This is a genomic window from Ruminococcus sp. AF17-12, from assembly GCF_003479245.1.
Lineage (GTDB): Bacteria > Bacillota > Clostridia > Lachnospirales > Lachnospiraceae > Blautia_A > Blautia_A fusiformis.
In genome coordinates, this window is the sequence record NZ_QUGY01000018.1 from 1 (window position 1) to 17,287 (window position 17,287).

The 17,287-nt window shown below is 43.2% G+C and carries 17 protein-coding genes; 4 read left to right on the forward strand and 13 right to left on the reverse strand.

The window, feature by feature from the left end; translation table 11 throughout:
* Nucleotides 1-1,024, reverse strand: a 1,024-nt coding sequence (locus DWW77_RS15785; protein WP_118609095.1) for an anaerobic C4-dicarboxylate transporter family protein, incomplete at its 3' end; no start/stop codon positions are given.
* 520 nt (nucleotides 1,025-1,544) lie between these two features.
* On the opposite strand from DWW77_RS15785, the gene DWW77_RS15790 reads away from it, so the two are divergent.
* Nucleotides 1,545-2,261 carry a GntR family transcriptional regulator gene (locus DWW77_RS15790; protein ID WP_118609096.1) on the forward strand — a complete coding sequence of 239 codons (717 nt, stop codon included), beginning with the start codon at nucleotides 1,545-1,547 and terminating at the stop codon, nucleotides 2,259-2,261.
* A gap of 81 nt (nucleotides 2,262-2,342) precedes the next feature.
* On the opposite strand, the gene DWW77_RS15795 is transcribed toward DWW77_RS15790, so the two are convergent.
* Entirely contained in the window at nucleotides 2,343-2,990 is a 648-nt protein-coding gene (locus DWW77_RS15795) for an HAD family hydrolase (protein WP_118609097.1), read from the reverse strand.
* Between the two features lie 316 nt (nucleotides 2,991-3,306).
* Here DWW77_RS15795 and DWW77_RS15800 point away from each other — a divergent pair, with 316 nt between their 5' ends.
* Complete coding sequence (locus DWW77_RS15800) at nucleotides 3,307-4,473, forward strand: asparaginase (protein WP_243101040.1); 1,167 nt, start codon at nucleotides 3,307-3,309, stop codon at nucleotides 4,471-4,473.
* An 83-nt stretch (nucleotides 4,474-4,556) separates the two neighbouring features.
* Here DWW77_RS15800 and phoU read toward each other — a convergent pair whose 3' ends face one another.
* The 11 genes from phoU to DWW77_RS15855 all read right to left on the reverse strand — a co-directional run bounded on the left by phoU (nucleotide 4,557) and on the right by DWW77_RS15855 (nucleotide 14,932).
* Nucleotides 4,557-5,240 carry a phosphate signaling complex protein PhoU gene (gene phoU / locus DWW77_RS15805; protein WP_022427023.1) on the reverse strand — a complete coding sequence of 228 codons (684 nt, stop codon included), beginning with the start codon at nucleotides 5,238-5,240 and terminating at the stop codon, nucleotides 4,557-4,559.
* Nucleotides 5,241-5,244: 4 nt separating this feature from the next.
* Nucleotides 5,245-6,003: a phosphate ABC transporter ATP-binding protein PstB gene (pstB, locus tag DWW77_RS15810; RefSeq protein ID WP_015526284.1), complete on the reverse strand. Its 759-nt coding sequence runs from the start codon at nucleotides 6,001-6,003 to the stop codon at nucleotides 5,245-5,247.
* Between the two features lie 9 nt (nucleotides 6,004-6,012).
* Nucleotides 6,013-6,879: a phosphate ABC transporter permease PstA gene (gene pstA / locus DWW77_RS15815; RefSeq protein ID WP_286188033.1), complete on the reverse strand. Its 867-nt coding sequence runs from the start codon at nucleotides 6,877-6,879 to the stop codon at nucleotides 6,013-6,015.
* 37 nt (nucleotides 6,880-6,916) lie between these two features.
* The gene (pstC, locus tag DWW77_RS15820) at nucleotides 6,917-7,774 is read right to left on the reverse strand and encodes a phosphate ABC transporter permease subunit PstC (RefSeq protein WP_118609099.1); all 858 of its coding nucleotides are present in this window, start codon (nucleotides 7,772-7,774) and stop codon (nucleotides 6,917-6,919) included.
* Nucleotides 7,775-7,900: 126 nt separating this feature from the next.
* On the reverse strand, nucleotides 7,901-8,764 hold the full coding sequence (locus DWW77_RS15825; protein ID WP_118609100.1) for a substrate-binding domain-containing protein: 864 nt from the start codon (nucleotides 8,762-8,764) through the stop codon (nucleotides 7,901-7,903).
* Between the two features lie 170 nt (nucleotides 8,765-8,934).
* Complete coding sequence (locus DWW77_RS15830) at nucleotides 8,935-9,369, reverse strand: RrF2 family transcriptional regulator (RefSeq protein WP_118609101.1); 435 nt, start codon at nucleotides 9,367-9,369, stop codon at nucleotides 8,935-8,937.
* Nucleotides 9,370-9,595: 226 nt separating this feature from the next.
* Nucleotides 9,596-10,528, reverse strand: a complete 933-nt coding sequence (gene cysK, locus DWW77_RS15835) for a cysteine synthase A (protein ID WP_118609102.1) — start codon at nucleotides 10,526-10,528, stop codon at nucleotides 9,596-9,598.
* 171 nt (nucleotides 10,529-10,699) lie between these two features.
* A complete protein-coding gene (locus DWW77_RS15840) occupies nucleotides 10,700-12,763 on the reverse strand; it encodes a sensor histidine kinase (protein ID WP_118609103.1) in 2,064 nt (687 codons plus the stop codon).
* Nucleotides 12,764-12,919: 156 nt separating this feature from the next.
* A complete protein-coding gene (locus DWW77_RS15845) occupies nucleotides 12,920-13,930 on the reverse strand; it encodes a DUF4097 family beta strand repeat-containing protein (RefSeq protein ID WP_118609104.1) in 1,011 nt (336 codons plus the stop codon).
* Nucleotides 13,923-14,615 carry a DUF1700 domain-containing protein gene (locus DWW77_RS15850; protein WP_118061754.1) on the reverse strand — a complete coding sequence of 231 codons (693 nt, stop codon included), beginning with the start codon at nucleotides 14,613-14,615 and terminating at the stop codon, nucleotides 13,923-13,925. Before DWW77_RS15850 ends, DWW77_RS15845 begins: the two co-directional genes overlap by 8 nt.
* Entirely contained in the window at nucleotides 14,612-14,932 is a 321-nt protein-coding gene (locus DWW77_RS15855; RefSeq protein ID WP_118061753.1) for a PadR family transcriptional regulator, read from the reverse strand. Before DWW77_RS15855 ends, DWW77_RS15850 begins: the two co-directional genes overlap by 4 nt.
* Nucleotides 14,933-15,109: 177 nt before the next feature.
* On the opposite strand from DWW77_RS15855, the gene DWW77_RS15860 reads away from it, so the two are divergent.
* Together DWW77_RS15860 and DWW77_RS15865 are read left to right on the forward strand one after the other, a co-directional pair.
* Nucleotides 15,110-16,135, forward strand: coding sequence for an N-acetylmuramoyl-L-alanine amidase family protein (locus tag DWW77_RS15860; RefSeq protein ID WP_286188031.1), 1,026 nt, complete (start codon nucleotides 15,110-15,112; stop codon nucleotides 16,133-16,135).
* A gap of 15 nt (nucleotides 16,136-16,150) precedes the next feature.
* On the forward strand, nucleotides 16,151-17,275 hold the full coding sequence (locus DWW77_RS15865) for a serine hydrolase (protein WP_118609105.1): 1,125 nt from the start codon (nucleotides 16,151-16,153) through the stop codon (nucleotides 17,273-17,275).
* Nucleotides 17,276-17,287 lie beyond the last annotated feature (12 nt).

The window sequence follows — 17,287 nt, forward strand, 5'->3', positions numbered from 1 at the left end:
AAATGGAATAGCCGTTCCGCAGTAGCGGAACTGGCATTCCGTTTAAGCATAATTTGCAGAATGTATTTACCAGCCAACAAAGACCGAATGCTAGAACTACTGCAAACATACCTGTACGAAATACTGGCTGATCCAGAAGCTTGTTACTGTCTGTTTTTGTAAGAAGAACCATAAGTGCTGCTGCAACCAGCATGAAAATCTCAATAACTGATGTCAGCGGAAGGCTTGTTTCATCTGCAAATACCGGAACAAGAGATTTTACTGCACCAAGTAATACGATTCCAACCATTGCAATAAGAAAGATTGCTACGGAAATCTTTGCCTCTTTTGTTGCCTGGAATTTTGTTTCTTTTTCGTTTCCCTCTAATGTTTTTTTTGCAAGATCTTCAATCTCACCAGCTGCAACTCTTCTCTGAAACTCCGGATCGTCCTTCAGTTCTTTACCTTTTTTCAGAACAGAAAATGCTGCTGCAACTGTACCGATCAGAGTTGCCGGAACACATACCAGAAGCAATGTGAAAATATTTACAGATGTGTACTGTGATTCTGCAAGAAACGCCAGTACACTGACAGTCGCTGCCGAAATCGGACACGCTGTGATTGCCTGCTGTGATGAAATAATAGATGCGGAAATCGGTCTTTCCGGACGAACTCCTGTTTCGATGGAAATTTCATTGATAACCGGAAGAAGACTGTAAATAATATGTCCTGTTCCGCACATAAAAGTAAAAATATAAGCAACGATCGGCGCCAGAACCGTTACCATTTTGGGGTTTTTACGAAGGATTTTCTCCGCAATCTTTACAAGATAATCAAGTCCTCCACAGGACTGCATCATTCCAGCTGCACAGATTACTGCGATCATGATTAAAATTACAGTTACAGGTGGATCTGATGGTTTTACATGAAGCCCAAATGTCATGATCAGCATTCCAATTCCACCTGCAAATGCTAAAAACGGTCCACTAAGGCGAACACCCACAAAAATAATCGCCAGGACGATCAAAAGTTCTATCCAAAACATAAACTCTACCTCCCAATTTTTATTTGTTTTGATAGTATCTAAAGATCATGCGCATATCTTTATTAGTAGTACATACAATTGTAATTTCATATCTCATGTTTGATATGTATTACTTTGTATCTGCTACAATAGTATATCCGCAAAACTCCTTTGTCAATCCCATTTGTTTTTTTCGCTTAATTTTACAATTTTCCCTACTTGTTTTTGTTGTATCTGCACAATAAAAATACATTATAATACATATTCTATTTCGAAATATATCTTTTTCGCACTTATAAATGCACCCATAGATGTATTTATCAATATCATCCAACTCATTCTCTGTATTATATTGTTATATTAGAATCATAAAAGTTTGTATTTTATTTTTCAATATTTTTTTCTTTTTTTGCTTAAAAAGAACAAATCTTCATATACAAACAGTTTTAAATGTATTATCATATATATACAAAAAAGTATTTAACTATAAAATCAGATTACAATATCTGTTTTTTATTTATCGGAAAGGAGTTTTCATTAAATGGAACTTGATAATGCCATAGCCACACCACTTTATAAACAGCTTGAAGAACTGATCCTAGACAAGATCACCAGTGGAACACTTACTCCCGGCAGTAAACTCCCGACAGAAAATGAACTAAGCGAACAATATCATGTCAGTCGTGTTACTGTAAGAAAAGCCCTTGCTGCACTGGACAGTCAGGGATACCTGGAGAAGAAATCAGGAAAAGGAACCTTTATCGCAGAAAAAAAAATGCAGCGTTCTCTTTCTCCTGCTGTTGTAAGCTTTTCTCAAATGTGCCAGCGCATGAACAAAAAACCCGGAGCAAAAACCATAAAAATTGCCATTGAAGATCCAACTCCTAATGAAGCAGAATTAATGGGACTTGATGAAACCGAAAAAATTTTAGTAATAGAACGTATTCGCTATGCGGATGATAAACCTATGCTTCTGGAGATCAATAAATTTCCCGAGTCCTTCAGTTTTCTGTTCAGTGAAAATCTGAATAATACATCTTTATATGAGCTCTTGAAAAATAAGCATAATATTGTCTTTGATCATTCTTCCAAAACCATTGACATTACCTTTGCTTCTTCAAGAAATGCCAAAATACTGGGAATCACAAAGGGTTACCCTCTTCTTCGGATCGACAGCATTATACATGACTCAACTTCTGCCTATACACAGCTTTCTCTGCAGCTGTGTATAGGAGATAAATACAAATTGATCGTCTAAATACCAACATAGTCAACAGCAAAAAATCCCCGGGGGCAATTTTGAAACCCCCGGGGATTTTTTCTTAACAGCTATTCATACTCACTGTATCTTTTTCCATTTTTCTTCAAAAAGAGCATAATCCTTCCACAAGGTATCTGCTCCTGTAGTATCTTGCTGTACTTCAGCTCCTTTATATCCTATCACATAAGCTCCTGCTGCTTTTCCTGCCCGGATTCCAGAAGGAGAATCCTCTATGATCACCGTTTCTTTCGGCATAACTTCCAGATACTCCATTGCTTTCCTGTACCCCTCCGGGCTGGGTTTTTTCTTTGTTACCATATCACCGCAGATCAGAACCTCCGGAAAGCTCATAAGCTTCATCCGATTTAACGCCGTTACAATAAGTCTGGTGCTGGTAGATGATACAATGCCAATTTTATACCCTGCCGTTTTCAGCCAGACGAGAAATTCTACCAGTCCTTCCATAGGCTTCAGATCCTGACTGTTTTCATATACATTACCAAGTGTCCTTCTTTCTTCCAGAAATTCCTCTGCTGTTTTACAGATTCCATTTTTTTCGAGCAATTTTCTTGTTGGTTCTTTTCCATCTGTTCCTATATATGAAATTTTTTCTTCCATACTCAAAACCGCACCGTACTTAAAAAACAGTTCCTCTGTATAAGCAAGTGTCTTCATTTCCGTATCTGCGATCACACCATCAAAATCAAATAATACTGCCTTTTTCATTTTTACCTCTTTTTGTGATTGTTTATAGCTTATCAATAATACATACTAATACATTTATTATCATGCGTCAATTATTTTTCCTATACTATCTTTTATTTTCAGTCAGTGTTTTCTTGTTAAATATATTTATATGTGTATTTTATACAATTTCTTTCTTGTATTTTTTTATATTATGCCGAAATATACAATACTTGTTGACATTCCATATAATTTTACGCATAATTGTATTAAATACATTTTAATACATTAAAAATAAAGATCTGTGCACAATCTTTATATAGCAACTCAAAACTAACGATGAAAGAGGTTAACGCTTATGAAGTCATACAAATTTCTGGCAGCCATAACTGCCGCAGCTATGATCAGCACCATAACACCAACCATGATATTTGCACAAGAACAGGAAGAAAAATCCGAAAATAGCAGTCAGACAAGCGATGAATATTCTTTTTATGAAACAAAAAGTGGTCTTTCCGTAACTGTTTCCAACAATGAAAAAGAAGATCTTCCTACTGTAGCAGTTTTAGCAACAGGCGGTACTATCGCCGGATCAGGAACTGCCGGGAAAGCTACCAACTATACCGCTGGACAGTTAGATGTAGGAACACTTGTAGACAGTGCTGCCGGAGTAACAGATATTGCCAATGTCCGTGGTATTCAGGTATGTAATGTAGGCTCCGATGATATCACCGACGAAAACTGGATCACCCTTGCCAATACGATCAATGAATTAGCTCAGGATGAAAATATTGACGGTTTTGTAATCACACATGGAACAGATACGCTGGATGAAAGCTCTTATTTTCTGAATCTTACCGTGAAAACAGATAAGCCAGTTGTTATGACCGGCGCTATGAGGCCTTCTACAGCTACTTCCGCAGATGGCCCCATGAATCTTTACCAGTCTATCGCTCTCGCTGCCAATGAACAGGCTAAGGGAAAAGGTGTCATGGTAGTATTCTCTGATGGCATTTACGGGGGACGTGATGTTCAAAAAATCAGCACCTGTCAGACAGATGCTTTTGACTCTAAAGACTTTGGCGGAATGGGATATATGGTAGATGGTGTACCTTATTTCTATAACGATTCTGTCAAATGTCATACCACCGAAACCGAATTTGATGTATCCAGCTTAAAGGAACTTCCTAAAGTAGGAGTTGCCTATTTCACAATTGACGCAGATCCTGAAATTCTGGATTATTACAAAGAGAGCGGCGTACAGGGCATTGTCATTGCCGGAGCAGGATCCGGTTGCTACAGCGAACAGTGGAACAATAAAATTGATGAGCTGGCAGAAACAGGCATTCCTGTAGTTCGGTGTTCTCGAATTGGTTCCGGTGTTATTACACAGGATGATTACTTTATCGGAAATATTGCAAGAGGAAATGATCTTGCTCCTCAGAAAGCAGCTACATTGTTAAGATTGATCTTAACTGTGACCAATGACATCGAACAGGTTCAGAATATGTTTGATAAATATTAAAGAAAAAGTGCTGTGATATTCTTTCAATACCACAGCACTTTTTTACAATAATGCAACTCTTTGCAATCTGCTCTTACTTATTTCTATTCCTCAACAAAATAGTTATCTGTATGACTGGAACCGCTTCTGTGGTTTCCTGTGATGGAATATTCCACCCACTCTGCAATGTTCACAGCGTGATCACCGATACGCTCGAAATATTTTGCAGCCATAAGGATATCCAGACCGATGCTTGCATCCGGTTTTCCGTTATTCAGAACCTCGGCCAGCTTTTCCTTAATATCATTGAAGGCATCGTCCACCTTATCATCATCGTCAATAACCTTTCTGCAAAGCTCAAGATCACCCTTTACAAAGGCATCGATACTTTCTGTAACCATCCGGACAGTATCCTCTGCCATCTTCCGGATATTAATGATATCTCCGGTAACTGCTTTGTCCTCGATATGCTTGGACAGATCCGCAATATCTGCTGCCTGATCACCGATGCGTTCCATATCGGAGATCATCTTCAGCGCTGCGGAAATGGATCGCAGATCTCCGGCTACCGGATGCTCATGAAGAAGAAGCTTCATGCAGAGATTTTCAATCTCTTTTTCCTGTGCATCGATCTCTTTTTCCGTCTCAAAGATCTTGCCAATGAGAGTCATCCCGCCTTCACCCTGAATAGCTTTGGCAGAAAGTGAAATTGCTTTTTCGCAGAGACTTCCCATGGTGATCAGTTCCACGTGAAGCTCTTCCAGCTGTCTTACAAAACGTTCTGACATAATCTCAACCAAACCTTCCTGTAATATAATCCTCTGTACGCTTATCTGCCGGCATGGAGAACAGCTTGTCTGTATCCGCAAATTCCACAACCTCACCAAGAAGGAAAAATGCCGTCTTGTCGGAGATACGGGTTGCCTGCTGCATGTTATGTGTGACCATGACAATGGTGTAATCCTTTTTAAGCTCTACTGCCAGATCCTCGATCTTGGAAGTGGAGATCGGGTCCAGGGCAGATGTGGGCTCATCCATAAGAAGCACCTCCGGCTGTACTGCCAGGGCACGGGCAATGCAGAGACGCTGCTGCTGTCCGCCTGACATTCCAAGAGCACTTTTTTTCAGACGGTCCTTGACCTCATCCCAGATGGCCGCATCACGGAGAGATTTTTCCACGATCTCGTCCAGCTTCGCCTTGGAACGGATACCGTGTGTTCTCGGGCCGTATGCAATGTTATCATAAATGCTCATCGGGAACGGATTGGGCTTCTGGAATACCATTCCCACACGTTTACGCAGAAGATTCACGTCCATATCTCCGTAAATATCTTCCCCGTCAAGCTCTACCTTTCCTGTGATGGTACAGCCCTCCACAAGGTCGTTCATACGGTTTAAGGATTTCAGAAGTGTGGATTTACCACAGCCGCTTGGTCCGATAAATGCTGTGATCTCTTTTTCCGGGATCTCCATATTGATTCCCTTCAGGGCATGAAAGCTTCCGTAATGGAGATTCATATTGTCAATTGAAATTTTTGTATTTTCACTCATGATCGATCATTATCCTTTCGCAATTTTTCTGGCTACCAGACCGGACAGTCCGTTGATAACAAGTACAAATGCCAGAATGACTACTGCTGTTGCAGATGCCTGGTTTACATGAAGTCCCTCGCTGGAAAGCACATACATGTGAAGTGCCAGGGTACGTCCGGAACCCATCAGGCTGTTTGGAACTGCCGCAACGGTACCGGAAGTATAAAGAAGTGCTGCTGTCTCACCTACCACACGTCCGATGGCAAGGATCACACCTGCCAGGATTCCGGGAACTGCGGAAGGAAGTACAATGGTAAAGATCGTACGGAGTTTTCCTGCTCCAAGTCCGAAACTTGCTTCACGGTAAGAATCCGGAACTGCTTTCAGCGCTTCCTCAGAAGTACGCATGATCAGTGGAAGTACCATAATTACCATAGTCAGCGCACCGGAAAGAAGGGACATGCCCCAGTGTAATGCGGTTACAAAGAACAGCATACCGAACAGACCATATACAATAGATGGAATACCGGAAAGTGTTTCTGCGGTGATACGGATCAGTTTTACAAAACGGCTGCCTTTTTTTGCATATTCTACAAGGAAGATTGCTGCAAAAATTCCAATCGGTGCCGCAATAGCCAGAGATACCAGTGTCATGATCAGGGTATTGATCAGGGACGGGAGAAGGGAAACGTTCTCTGAGGTATAGGTAAAACTGAACAGGCTTGCGTTCAGGTAAGGGATACCTTTTACCAGCACATAGCCGATCAGGAAAAACAGCAGTGCAAAGGTAAGTACTGCGCCAAGTAATGTGAGAAATGCCAGGATTCCTGCGCCAGGATGTCTGGTGTAGGATTTCAGCTGGTCTCCCAGGGAAATTGTATTTCTTTTCTTCATAATAGTTTCTGCCGCAGGATCTGCGGCTACAGATACGTTAGTTTGCATGTTCCGCCCTCCTGTTCAGCAGTGAAAGACTTAAGTTGATGATGAGAATAAATACAAAGAGCACAACTCCTGTAGCGATCAGTGCTTCTCTGTGAAGGCCTGATGCATATCCCATCTCTGTTACGATGTTTGCAGTCATGGTACGGACACCCTGGAGAAGTCCCTTGGGCATACGTGGCTGGTTTCCGGCTACCATGATCACGGCCATGGTCTCACCGATGGCACGTCCGATCCCAAGGACAACGCCTGCCAGGACTCCGGACTTTGCTGCAGGAAGCATAACAAAGAAAATGCTTCTTTCTTTTGTTGCGCCAAGTGCAAGTGAACCTTCATAGTAGCTTTCCGGAACGCTTCGTACTGCCGATTCTGTAACTCCGATGATGGTTGGAAGGATCATGATTCCCAGAAGGATACATGCTGCCAGCATACTGCTTCCGGTTCCTCCGAACAGCTGACGGATCAGTGGTACCAGGAGAACCAGGCCAAAATAACCATATACGATGGATGGAACGCCTGCCATAAGCTCAATACCGGATTTCAGTGGTTTATAGATTTTTTTCGGACAATATCTTGCCATAAATACGGATGTAAAAAGTGCGATCGGCACTCCGATAAGGATTGCTCCTGCAGTTACATAAATACTTGCCACGATCATTGGCAGGATTCCGAATTTATCGTTGGTTGGCCGCCACTCTGTTCCGAAGAGGAATTTTAACGGTCCGATTTTTCCCATTGCCGGAAGGCCGTTTGCAAAAAGGAACACGCAGATCAGAAATACTGCAAGTACCGATGCACAAGCCGCAATGAGGAAAACGATCTTCATGACCTTTTCTCCTAAATGATTCATAAAACACCTTTCCTTTTGATACAGTGAGTTTCCACTGTCCTGATATATAACAGAGCGGCTTTCCTGACCTGGTCATGATTGCCGCTCTCTGTAAGATACTTCAATCGTTTTTTTTGCCTGGGAAAATTATTTGGTTACGTCTTCCCAGTCTGTGATGTCACCTGTGAAGATGGATTTTACCTGATCGCTTGAAAGCTCCTCAAGGTCATTGTCGTTGTTTACGATCACTGCGATACCATCTCTTGCGATCTCTGTAGCCTTGACACCTTTTGCTGTCTCTTCGTCTTTCAGATCACGGGATGCCATTCCGATATCACATACACCCTCTGTTGCGCTGTTGATTCCTGTTGTGGAGTCGCTGACCTGAACCTCAACGGTGATGCCTTTGTTTGTTTTCTGATATGCTTCTGCAAGCTTCTCCATTACAGGGCCTACAGAAGAAGATCCCATAACTACTACTTTACCTTTTGCATCGCCGGCTTTGTATGCTTCTGCTTTATCATCTACTTTGATGTAGCCTTCTTTTTCGATGATGTCCTGTCCGTCAGAGCTCATGATGTAGTTGATGAAATCCTGTGCTGCATCGCTGAGCTTGTCGCCTGTTACGATGTTGAACGGACGTGCTACCTTGTATGTATCGTCTGCAACGTTCTCTGCTGTTGCCTCTGCTCCGTCGATCTTTACTGCTTTTACTGTATCGTTGAGGGAACCAAGGGATACATATCCGATAGAGTTCTCATCGCCTGCTACTGTGGTAAGCATTACATCTGTGTTGTTTGTGATGCTTGCTTCCTGTGTTGTCATATCTACTTTCTCGCCGTCTTTTTCTTCTTCGATTCCAAACAGCTCTACGAATGCTCCTCGTGTTCCGGAACCGTCCTCACGGGAAATTACATCGATCGCTCCGGATGGTGCTGCCATTACGACTGTTCCCATTACTGTAGTTCCGATCAGTGCTGCTGTTAAAATACCTGCGATTCTTTTTTTCATGATTTTTTTCTCCTCGTTTCTATGATCATTTTTGTTTGCTTACTGCTTAAGTACAGGTGTTATTATAGGAACGGAAGGTAAAATATAAAATCGCGGTTTTGTAAAATATTGGTAAAGAAATAAAAAGAAGCGGATATATGTAATAAAAAAAGCTGCTCGCGCAGCTTTTTTTATATCACGTATTCATCCGCCTTCACGGCCTGCCAGTTCATCAGGTCTTCCAGCGTTATATTGTCTACCACACCTTTGATAGCATCGTCCAGTTTTTTCCAGAGGATCTGTGTAACACAGTTTTCCTCCCGTTCGCAGATGGCCCCGTTGTCGTCCAGACATTCCACAGGGGAAAGACTTCCTTCTGTGAGGCGGAGAATCATGCCGATGGTGTATTTATCCGGTGTCTGCTGCAGTGCATAGCCGCCCTGAGGGCCGCGGACGCTGCGGACAAAACCAGCTTTGTTCAGGATGGAAATGATCTGCTCCAGATATTTGTCGGAGATCTCCTGGCGTTTGGCTACGTCCTTCAGACGGATAGGCTTGCCTGTATAGTTTGTGGCAAGATCCAGCATCAGTCTCACCGCATATCTTCCTCTTGTAGAAATCCTCATGTAATATTTACCTCCAATACTTCAATTCTTATCTTGTAAACTTTATTCTGTATATTCTTAATAGGTTTTATTCGTTTTCTTTATTATACCCGAAAAAACTACGGGATACAATGGAATTAAGAACAAAACCGGCGCTCCGGCAGCCTGCTTGGACAGGCATTCAGGAGCGCCGTAAATAATTCCGCAGAAGTACGCTTCGGGGCAAAAGAAGCGGTCTTCGGATCAATTATTTTGTAAACAGTGGTGTGGAGTAGTAACGGTCTCCGCTGTCCGGAAGAAGCGCTACGATCACTTTACCTTTGTTCTCCGGGCGTTTTGCAAGCTGGATCGCAGCATAGAGAGCTGCACCGGAAGAAATTCCTGTAAGGATTCCCTCTTTCTTGGTGAGGAGTTTGGATGTCTCAAATGCATCCTCATTTTCTACTGCGATGATCTCGTCATAAACCTTGGTGTCAAGTGTGTCCGGAACAAATCCTGCGCCGATACCCTGAATCTTATGCGGGCCTGCTTTTCCCTCGGAAAGTACAGGAGATGTTGCAGGCTCAACAGCTACTACCTTCACGTTCGGATTCTGGCTCTTCAGATACTCACCTGTACCTGTGATTGTTCCGCCTGTACCAACACCAGCTACAAAGATGTCTACCTTTCCGTCTGTGTCGTTCCAGATCTCAGGACCTGTAGTTGCTGCATGTGCCTTCGGGTTGGCCGGGTTCTCAAACTGTCCGGGGATGAAGCTTCCCGGAATCTCTTTGGCAAGCTCTTCTGCCTTGGCAATGGCACCTTTCATTCCTTTAGCTCCATCTGTCAGAACTACCTCTGCGCCGTATGCTTTCAGGATGTTTCTTCTCTCAACACTCATGGTCTCCGGCATGGTAAGGATTGTCTTATATCCCTTGGCAGCTGCGATGGCTGCAAGTCCGATTCCTGTATTACCGGATGTTGGTTCGATGATGGTTGCGCCCGGTTTCAGAACGCCTCTCTGCTCTGCATCCTCGATCATTGCCTTACCAATTCTGTCCTTAACACTTCCTGCCGGGTTAAAATACTCAAGCTTGGCAAGAATGGTAGCCTCAAGTCCCTCTGACTTCTCTACATTCTTGATCTCTACAAGTGGTGTGTTTCCGATCAGTTCCAGTGCGCTTCCGTAAATTTTCCCCATGGTGATATCCTCCTTAATTCCTTATCTCTATTTCCTTATTTCCTAGTAACTATATATGTTTTCTGTGATTTGATTGAATTATATCATAGTACAGGGATTTGTCAATACATTTCCGCCAAAAAAACGCAGGAATTTTTCTCCAGAAAAATCCTGCGTTTTGTGCTGTTTCATTTATTCTGTTTTTATAATTTGGGCCAGCAGACGCATCATCTCATCCACGTCCAGTGGCTTCGCCAGAAAACCATCCATTCCCGCTTCCTGTGCCTTCCGTCTGTCTTCATCGTAGGCATTGGCAGTCATGGCGATGATCGGGATCTCAGCTCTCGAATCGTCCAAATCCCGGATCCTCTGTGTTGCCGTGTAACCATCCATATTTGGCATCTGGACATCCATCAGGATCACATCATAATATTTCTCCGGCATCTTTTTCAGTTCTTCAATACACTGGAGGCCATCTTCCACCCGTTTCACTTCTATCCCAGCTTCGACCAGAACAGTCTCCGCAATTTCCGCATTCAGGTCATTATCCTCCGCAAGAAGAATCTGTTTTTCCTTCAGCTTCTCTGTAATATCCGGAATATTCTGTTTTTCTTCTTCCCGAACCTGATTTTCTGAACTGACAGGAAAAGAAAATTTCATAATAAAGCGGGTACCTTTTCCCTCTTCACTTTCTACTTCGATGGTTCCACCCATTCGGTCAACCAGAGATTTTACAATCGGAAGTCCAAGCCCTGTGCCTGCAACTCTGGTTTCCGTAGAAGTATGCTCCCTGGAAAATTCCTCAAAGATATGTGGAAGATAATCCTGGCTCATTCCAATCCCGTTATCTTCTACAACAACTTTATAGTCTGCGTTTTTCTCATCCTCGGAATCCAGCTCATCAATAGATACTGTGATCTTTCCATGAGGATTGGTATACTTGATGGAGTTGCTGACAACATTCAGAATGATCTCTTCCATCTTTGTTTTATCACACAGGATCTGATCGTGGACCACATTCAGGCTGCACTGATATTCCAGAGATTTTTTTGTAAGGGATGATTCAAAAACGGTGTTCATGGCATCCACCATCTCACGGATATTTACACTTTCCGAACTTAGAGTGATCTTTCCACTTTCGATACGGGCCATTTCCAGAACCTGATTGATGATCGTCAGCAGAATATCGCTGGAAACCCTGATCTTTTTTATATAATCAAGAGATTTCTTTTCGTCATGAATGCTTTTTTCAAGGAGTCCGGAAAATCCTACGATGGCATTCATTGGTGTCCGGATGTCATGACTCATGTTAAAGAGAAATCTCGTCTTTGCCTCATTTGCTTTTCTGGCTTTTTCCGCAGACTTCCGGATTTCTTCTGTATACAGTTTTTCTCTCTGTTTTCTGTGAAGCATCAGATAACAGATCGCAGTGGCCAGAACCGCTATGCTTACAGCAACCAGAAAAACCAGTGCCTGCTGTTTCACGGTAACCCATCCGGTATGTGGAATAATCTCAAAATACCAGGTGTCATTTGGAACCTTACAGCTGATCTGTACAGCTCCTTTGTGAATCGCATCTCCCCCCTGGGCGATGATGGTTTTCTTTCCGGAATTTCCGTCTTTTTTCCACATCTGATAACAGTAGGAAGCATCGGTAAGCTTATCCAGTTCCAGTTCTTCCAGAAATCGGTTCCAGTCAAGTACCAGGATTGAGAATCCCCAGAAGGATTTTTCCCCGGATTTATCTGTAATATAAATCGGTTCAAACAACAGTGAGCCAAGGCCTCCCTGATTCAGCTCATAAGGACCGGCTATGGTATACTGGCCGCTTTTCATTGCCAGATTCGCTTCATATTTACGGGCCGGATTATTTAGCATATCAATTCCAAAAGCTGCCTCATTTCCTTTCAGAGGATAAATATCCTTAACTACTCCGTCCGGTGCCTGTTCAATAACTTTTATAATTTGAGAATCATCGGAGATCATCTGCGACAGAGCCTGAAATTCTTTGCTGTCCATCTGATGTCCGGATCCAATGATATTCTGAAAGAATTCTGAAACATCAAGATATCGGTTAAGCTGTGATTTTATCCGGTTCACGGTTGTTTCCGCTGTAAAAGCAGCTCGCATTTTCTCTTCATTTACAGTATTCCTGTTGAGCAGCTGTCCACAGACGGATACTATAAAGAAGGAAATGATCCCCACGACCAGACAGTAGATCCTGATCTGTTTTGAAGTATTATCTTTTTTTATCATTTGATTTTTTTAACCTTCTCCTGCTCAGTGTAACGTTATGTCAAATGTATATTTTACCATCCTGCTATTTTATTTACAACAAAAAGAATCTCCCAAACAGCAGTGTTTTTGTCTGCTGCTGTTCAGAAGATTTCTTTTTACTGGATTATTCTTTTATTATCTGGCGGATTCGGTTAATGTAATATCTCCGTCGCTGCTGTTCACATTTAAAGTCGGTGCGGAAGCGCCCACTTTGTTCTCATAAACCGAGAGGTCTTCCTCATTGCTGGATTTTCCCCGGGAAAGATCTCTGGTATCCACATCCCCGTCTGTGGTTTTCAGATAAATGTTGGTTTTATCCACGCTGCCATTTTTCATTTGTATGGAAACATCTCCGTTGGAGTTAGTGATTTCCATATCTCCGTTAAAACTGCTGTTGCCCATCTGAAGCTCACCATCATCAAGAGAAATCTGGCCGTCTGTAAGATCTACTTTTTTTATGCTCACATCCCCGTTTTCAGATTTCAGCTGCATGTTATCCGTGCATTGCAGCTCTTTTACATCCAGATCTCCGTCGCCAAGCTTTGCCTCAAATTTTTCAAACACGCCTTTGTCCAGCATCAGATCTCCATCGGAAAGTTGCGCTGTCATTTTTTCACATAAAAGCTGATCGGCAGTAAAATCTCCGTCCGAAAGCTGAATCTCAGCTTCCAGAAGCTGCGCTTTCTCCGGCACATAGAGAATCACTGTATTTACCGCATCTTCTTTCTGGGTCTGCTCTATATGTGTCCGAAAGACTCCCAGATCATATGTTATAAAATAACCTCCCGTTCCTCCTTCGGACTCCTTAAGTGTAAGTTCTCCGTCTTTATCCTCCCAGGTCAGGGGATCTTTCTTTCCGTTTTTCTCAAGTTTATATTCCATATAATAATGGTCATCATCCGAAGTCCGGATATCCAGGTCAAGATCCTCAAAATCTACATTCAGTTTTGTAAAATCATCGATCTGTTCTTTTTTCATAACTGCAAGGTTTTTATGAGCAGAAGAATTTCCTCCGGATACATACACATGATCTGAAGCATATGTGAAATCTTTTCCCCCGGCAAAATATCCTGCTGTAGAAAGAACGACTCCCGCCACACAGAGCGCTGTGCCTGTCATCAATGCTGTTTTTGCGATCTTATTCATTTCTTTGCACCTTCTTTCTTACAAATCGGTTTACCAGACGTCCGATTCCTGTTGCACACCATTTACAGATATATATGGTAAGCACACCGACCAGGATTCCGGCTCCTGCCATAAGAAATCCGCCGCCAACCATCATGCAGGCTGCTGCCACAGATTTCAGGATCAGTGTGGCTCCAAAACCGGCTACCATGATTCCTCCGGCTATGGTTGCGATGCTGGCCACACCCAGGGAAAAAATCACGGCTGCGATCACAACTACTACGGCAAACAATACTGCCAGCGCACTGAACATAAGTGCCAGACTTACCGGTGACGCACAGAGGACAAGAATTGCAAGGAGGATGATCTTACCCGGAGAACGTTTCTTCTTTGTAGAATCACTGGTTGAAGCAGCTGCATTTTGTCCTGCTGCACTCCGTCGGTTGCCAGAACCTTCTGCCGGCAGTTCCGTCTCTTTTTCTCCGGTACTGTCTTTCCCGTCTCCCACACTCTCCTGCAGAAGATTCAGAAGCAGTTCCCTGGCTGCTTCCTTCGGCTCGCCAAGTTCCTCCATTACCTGCTGCTCATTCTCCGGACCTGCCTCATCGAAATATTCCGAAAAATATTCAATGGCATTCTCATAATCTTCTTTCGGAAGCCGCTTCAGATATTTCCTGAGCTGCTCCATATACTCTTTCCTCGTCATTTTCGAAGTCTCCCTTCCACAATATCATCTATGGTATCGCGGTATTCTCTCCACTCTTTCCTCAGATATTCCAGATGACTGCGTCCTTCCTCTGTGATGGAATAATACTTGCGCTTCCTTCCCTGGAACTCCTCGGAATAAGTTGTCAGATATCCGCCTGTCTCCAGCTTCCTCAAAATAGGATACAGAGTTGATTCCTTAATCGATGCTACCATCTTCACAGTCTGACTAATCTCATATCCGTAGGAATCCTGCTGTTCCACAACAGAGAGGATCAGGCATTCCGTCAGCACAGCTGACACCGGATAGTAATACATACGCTCACCCCTTTATGTAATTATTTTATATATAAAATTTTTATATATAATTATTTTACATATATAGTATCATACTTTTCTCTTTTGTCAAGGAGAATTTCGCAATTGCTTTTTCCGAAGTCCTTCTTTATAATGTTTTACAAATACAAACTATTTTCCCAGAAAGGACATGATCTTATGGAAAAAAAGCCCCATCTGATGGCGATCGTCCTGTTTCTGACGGGTCTTATCTGTATTGGACTGCTTTTTGGCTTAAGTTACAAAACCTATCAGAAAATTGATGCCGCAGACCAGAAAATGACTTCCGTCATCGAACCGGTCAAAACGAAGCAGAAAGCCATGAAAGAAGATATTGACCTTTATACAGCCAAGATCGAAAAGAAACAGGCAGCCGACAAATATCTGCAGCAACGCTCCCAGACTGAACAGGCAGTAAAGAACAACACCGGCGAACACGAACGCGCACCGGAATCCGAAAACAGCCAGAAAAGTTCCAAACCTTCTGTTTTCAGTGAAGCCGGTGGTGAGGGATTCTCTGACGGAGACAGCGATAACACTGCTTCTGCTGCAAATGGTCACATCGTAGGAATTGATCCCGGACATCAGGGTGAAAACGTTGATATGAGTGCCACCGAACCAAATGGTCCCGGTTCCTCCACCATGAAGGCAAAAGCTTCTACCGGAACCAGAGGTTCCTACAGCGGCCTTCCGGAATATCAGCTGAACCTGGATGTATCCCTCCTTCTAAAAAATATTCTGGAACAGCGTGGATACCAGGTAGTAATGACAAGAACTGATAATGACACTGCCATCAGCAATAAGGAACGTGCAGAACTGGTTGCTTCCCAGGGTGCGGAAATCTGCGTACGTATTCATGCAAACGGTGATGATTCTTCTTCTGTTTCCGGAGCTCTTACCATGTGCCCGTCCCAGCAGAATCCTTATGTTTCCAGTCTCTATGACAGTTCCAACCGACTTTCCCAGTGTATTGTTGATTCCTACTGTGCAGCTACCGGTTTTCAGAACCGTGGAATTATCTACACAGATACCATGACAGGTATCAACTGGAGTACCATACCGGTGACCATTGTGGAAATGGGATTTATGACCAATCAGAACGATGATCTGAAAATGGCAGATTCTTCCTTCCAGCAGACAATGGCCGAAGGGATCGCCAATGGAATTGATGCTTATTTTCAGTAAAAAGGAGTAACTTTTATGAAAAAAAATGTTTTCTTATATATTGTGATTGCAGTCCTTGCCGTTGCTCTGGCAGGACTTGGCGCACTGAATGTCCGATCCCTGGACAAACTTGCATCCCTTCAGTCCAAGGTCAATGAACTGCAGAAAAGTGTACAGGAAGTTTCGGATTCTGCTGCAGAATTAAGCACCAAGGCAGACCAGCTGGATGCCCTCTACCCGGATGACCCTACTGTTGCCAGCGCCGCTGCTGCCGCAGGCGTACAGTCTGATTCTCAGAATTCCGGAGAAGTTGCAGGTCCGTCCGCATCCTCTGACAGTCAGGACAGCTCTTCTTCTCAGGAAGCGGGAACTCTTTCTCCTTCCAGTGGAAGCAGCACTTTTACAGATAATTCTGATTCCAGCATGGACAATCTTCTGAATCAGGTACAGTCCCTTCTTCCTTCCGGCAACGGTACCTGGTCTGTATACGTATGTAACCTTGCCAAAAATACCGAAGGTTCCATCAATGACCAGCAGATGCAGGCTGCCAGCCTGATCAAGCTCTATATCATGGGCGCTGTATACGAAGATTATGACAGTCTTTCCGCCACCTACGGAAAAGATAAACTGGATGACAATCTGAATTCCATGATTACAGTCAGCGACAATGATGCTGCCAATACCCTTGTCAATTATCTTGGCGGTGGTGATGACGCTGCCGGAATGGCCCGCGTCAACAAATTCTGCCAGGATCATGGATATACCAGTACTTCCATGGGACGTCTCCTTCTTGCAGACAACTCCAATGGAGATAATTACACCTCCGTAAAAGACTGTGGAAAATTCCTGAAAACCATTTATCAGATTGATAAAGGTACTTCCACCGATGACACGCTTGCAGGTGCGGAATATATGTATCATCTTCTGAAGATGCAGACAAGAACAAACAAAATCCCGGCACAGATGCCGGAGGGCGTAAAAGTTGCCAACAAAACCGGCGAACTTGACACCGTAGAAAATGATGCAGGTATCATCTACGATACAGCCAAAGGCATTGATCTGGTTGTCTGCTTTATGTCCCAGGATCTTAATGATACTGCCGCTGCCCAGAATAGCATTGCTCAGATCAGCCGTTCCATTTACGGTTATTACAACGAATAAAGCACAGACAAA